Raw genomic sequence first — 4,058 nt, 5'->3', positions numbered from 1 at the left:
GCATGCAGCGACACCCCACGCCAGGACACCGGCACCCGCTCCCGGTCCCCCGCCGCCGCCCGCACCACCTCGGCCAGCAACGCCGGATGCAGACCAAAACGATCCGCCTCCCGCGCGCCCTCGCCCGAGAGCGCGAACTGCACCTCCGTGTCGGCGGCGTCGACCACCGCGGCAGACGAACCGGCGACCAACACGCCCGTGGCGTGCTCGGTCCACTCGGTGTCCGCGTCCTGCACGCGCCGTGAGTGCAGCCGGAACGGCCGTGCGCCCGACGCGTCCGGAGCCCCCACCCAGACCTGTACGGCGACCGCGCCTTCCTCCGCGAGCACGAGCGGTTCGGTGTGTGTCAGTTCCTCCACGCGGCCGCAGCCGACCTGGTCGGCGGCCCGGACGGCGAGTTCCAGCAGTCCCGTCGCCGGGAAGACCACCTGGCCGTCCACCACGTGCTCGGCCAGCCACGGCTGTGCGGCACACGACAGCCTTCCCGTGAGGACCGTCCCGTCCGAACTGGCAAGGAAGACCGTGGCGCCCAGCAGCGGGTGCTCGGCGGGCATCAGCCCGGCACCGGCGACGTCCCCCACGGACAGCGCGGGTCGCGGCCAGTACCGCTCGTGCTGGAAGGCGTACGTCGGCAGGTCGACGCCCCGGGCGCCCGTACCGTCGTACCAGCGCGCCCAGTCCACCCCCACGCCCGCACAGTGCAGCTTCGCCAGCGCGTCGACGAGCGCCGTCTCCTCGCCCCGTCCCTTGCGCAGCGCGGGAACCGCGGCCACCGCGTCCACGCTCAACTGCGCCAGCGCACACAGACTTCCGTCCGGGCCCAGTTCCAGGAACGTGTCAACGCCCTGCCCGGCCAGCGAGCGCACCGTATCGGCGAACCGCACGGCCTCCCGCACATGCCGCACCCAGTACTCCGGGTCACACACCAACTCGGCATCGACAGCCAGCGCGATCTCCGGCGCCGAGAACGACAACCCCGCAACCACCGCACGGAACTCGTCCAGCATCGGATCCATCAACGGCGAGTGGAAGGCGTGCGACACCCGCAACCGGGTCGCCCTACGGCCCAGCCCCTCGAAATGGACGCGTACGGCCTCGACCGCGTTCCCGGCACCCGAGACCACGACGGCCGACGGGCCGTTGACCGCCGCGACCGACACGAACTCGCCAAGCAGCGGCTCCACTTCCTCCTCCGTGGCCTGCACGGCGAGCATGGCACCACCCTCGGGCAGCGCCTGCATCAGCCGACCCCGCGCCGCCACCAGCGCACACGCGTCCGGAAGCGACAGCACACCCGCCACGTGCGCGGCCGCGATCTCACCCACCGAATGACCGGCCACGAAATCCGGCCGCACACCCAGCGACTCCACGAGCCGGAACAACGCCACCTCGACCGCGAACAGCGCGGTCTGCGCGTACTCGGTCCGGTTCAAAACCTCTTCGTCCTCACCCCACACCACGTCCCGCAGCGGTACGTCCAGCTCGGCGCAGACGGCATCGAACGCGGCCTCGAACACGGGGAAACGCGCATACAACTCCCGCCCCATCCCCAACCGCTGCGACCCCTGACCCGAGAACAGCACCGCGAGCGAGCGCTCGCGCGCCACCCCCCGGGCGATCTCGGCGCCGTCCACCAGCACCGCCCGGTGCGCGAACCGCGCCCGCGAGGCGGCCAGCGAGAAGCCCACGTCCAGCGGTGACTTCCCCTGCGCGGTGCCGAGCCGCGCCAACTGCGCCTCCAGCGCCGCCTGGGACTTGGCCGACACCGTCCACGGAGCGACGGCCGGCGCCGTGGTCGGCGCGCTGGGCTCGGTCGGGTCGCCTTCGGCCGGCGGGGCCTGCTCGATGATCGTGTGGGCGTTGGTGCCGCTGATCCCGAAGGCCGACACGGCGGCCCGGCGCGGCCGGCCCGTGGCCGGCCAGGTCGTCTGTTCGGTCAGCAGCGAGACCTCACCGGCCGACCAGTCCACGTGGGTGGTCGGCTTGTCCACGTGCAGGGTGCGCGGCAGTACGCCCTCCCGCATAGCCATGACCATCTTGATCACGCCCGCGACACCGGCAGCGGCCTGCGTGTGCCCGATGTTCGACTTGAGCGAGCCGAGGAACAGCGGCCTGCCGTCGGGGCGGTTCTCTCCGTACGTGGCCAGCAGCGCCTGCGCCTCGATCGGGTCACCCAGCGGCGTACCCGTGCCATGGCCCTCCACCACGTCCACGTCCGCCGCCGACAGACCGGCCGCCGCCAGCGCCTGACGGATCACCCGCTGCTGCGACGGACCGTTCGGCGCGGTCAGACCGTTCGACGCACCGTCCTGGTTCACGGCCGAGCCGCGGATCACCGCGAGGATGTCGTGGCCGTTGCGGCGGGCGTCCGAGAGCCGCTCCAGGACCAGTACGCCCACACCCTCCGACCAGCCGGTGCCGTCGGCGGCGTCCGCGAACGCCTTGCACCGGCCGTCACCCGCCAGCCCGCCCTGCCGGCTGAAACCGGCGAAGCTCATCGGCGTGGACAGGACGGTGACACCGCCGGCCAGGGCCATCGTGCACTCACCCGAGCGCAGGGCGTGCGCCGCGACGTGGAGTGCGACGAGCGAGGACGAGCAGGCGGTGTCCAGGGTCACCGCCGGGCCTTCGAGTCCGAACGCGTACGAGATCCGGCCGGACAGGACGCTGGCCGTCAGGCCGGTCGTCGCATGGCCCTCCACGTCCTCCAGGGAGTTCATGACCACGCCCACGTAGTCCACACCCGCCGTGCCGACGAACACGCCGGTCCTGCTGCCGCGCAGGGTCGCCGGGTCGATCCCGGCCCGTTCGAAGGCTTCCCAGGAGGTCTCCAGCAGCAGCCGCTGCTGCGGGTCCATCGCCATCGCCTCACGCGGGGAGATCCCGAAGAAGTCCGCGTCGAATGCCGCGGCATCGACGAAGCCGCCCTCTATCGAGGCGCTGCTGCCGTTCCCGTCGCCGGACAGGGCCTCCAGGTTCCAGCCGCGGTCCGTGGGGAAGTCGGAGATGCCGTCGCGGCCCTCCGTCACCAGTCGCCACAGGTCCTCGGGCGAGCGCACCCCACCCGGCAGGCGGCAGGACATGCCGACGATCGCGATCGGCTCCTGCTTCTCAGACTCGACTTCCAGCAGTCGTTGGCGCGTCTGGTGCAGATCAGCGGTGACCCACTTGAGGTAGTCAACGAGCTTGCTGTCGTTCGACATGGGGGTGGAGCCTTCCTACAGCGAAAGAGAAGAGGTGAAAGACGACAGACGGCCGGATCAGCGGTCGCTCAGACGGCCGAGCTCGTTGTCGATGAACGCGAGGACCTCGTCGGTGGTGGCGGATTCGATCCGCTCCGCGACATCGGCGGACGCGGCGTCCTCGTCGCCGGCTCGCCACTTCTCCAGGAGGTGGCGCAGCCGCAGGGACACTGCCGCGCGGGTGTGTTCGTCGGGCTCGGACGCCGTCAACGCCGCCTCCAACCGGTCGAGTTCGGCGAGGAGGGCGGACTGTCCGTCCCGGCCCTCCCGGTGCTCGTGGAGCAGAGCGGCCAGCAGGTACTCGGCCAGGGCGTTCGGCGTCGGGTAGTCGAAGACGAGGGTGGCGGGCAGGCGCAGTCCGGTGACGGACGTGAGCCCGTTGCGCAGTTCCAGCGCGGTGAGGGAGTCGACGCCGAGGTCCTTGAACTCCATCCCGGCGTCGACGGCCTGCGGCGACCCGTGCCGGAGCACGGATGCCGCCTCGGCCTGTACGAGTTCCCGTACGTGCCGCAGCCGGTCCCCTTCGCGCAGCTCCCGGAGCCGGGCGGCGAGCATGTCCTGGGTGCCGACCGCAGGGCCGCCGCCGGCGGCCTGCCGCTTGGCGCTCTTGACGAGCCCGCGCAGCAGCGGAGGCACTTCGCCGCGCATCCGGGGTGCGCCCGTGCCGGACATCCGGCCGAGGGGGACGAGGTAGGGGATGTCGGTGGCCATCGCCGCGTCGAGGAGGGCCAGACCCTGTTCGACGGAGAGCGGCGGAACACCCGAGGAGGCGATCCGCTGCCGGTCCGCCTCGGACAACGTCGCGGTCATACCACC

The 4,058-nt window shown here is 71.9% G+C and carries 1 protein-coding gene and 1 pseudogene; both read right to left on the bottom strand.

Annotated features, from left to right (window positions below):
* Positions 1-3,203: pseudogene (locus tag ACIQK6_RS43060) on the bottom strand (type I polyketide synthase); the annotation flags it as partial.
* A gap of 57 nt (positions 3,204-3,260) precedes the next feature.
* On the bottom strand, positions 3,261-4,058 hold a 798-nt coding region (locus ACIQK6_RS43055), incomplete at its 5' end, for a phosphopantetheine-binding protein (protein WP_402697820.1).

The organism is Streptomyces sp. NPDC091682, assembly GCF_044756625.1.
Classification (GTDB): Bacteria; Actinomycetota; Actinomycetes; order Streptomycetales; family Streptomycetaceae; genus Streptomyces.
The sequence above is the reverse complement of the archived record's forward strand: the minus strand, read 5'-3'. Positions and strand labels throughout refer to the sequence as shown.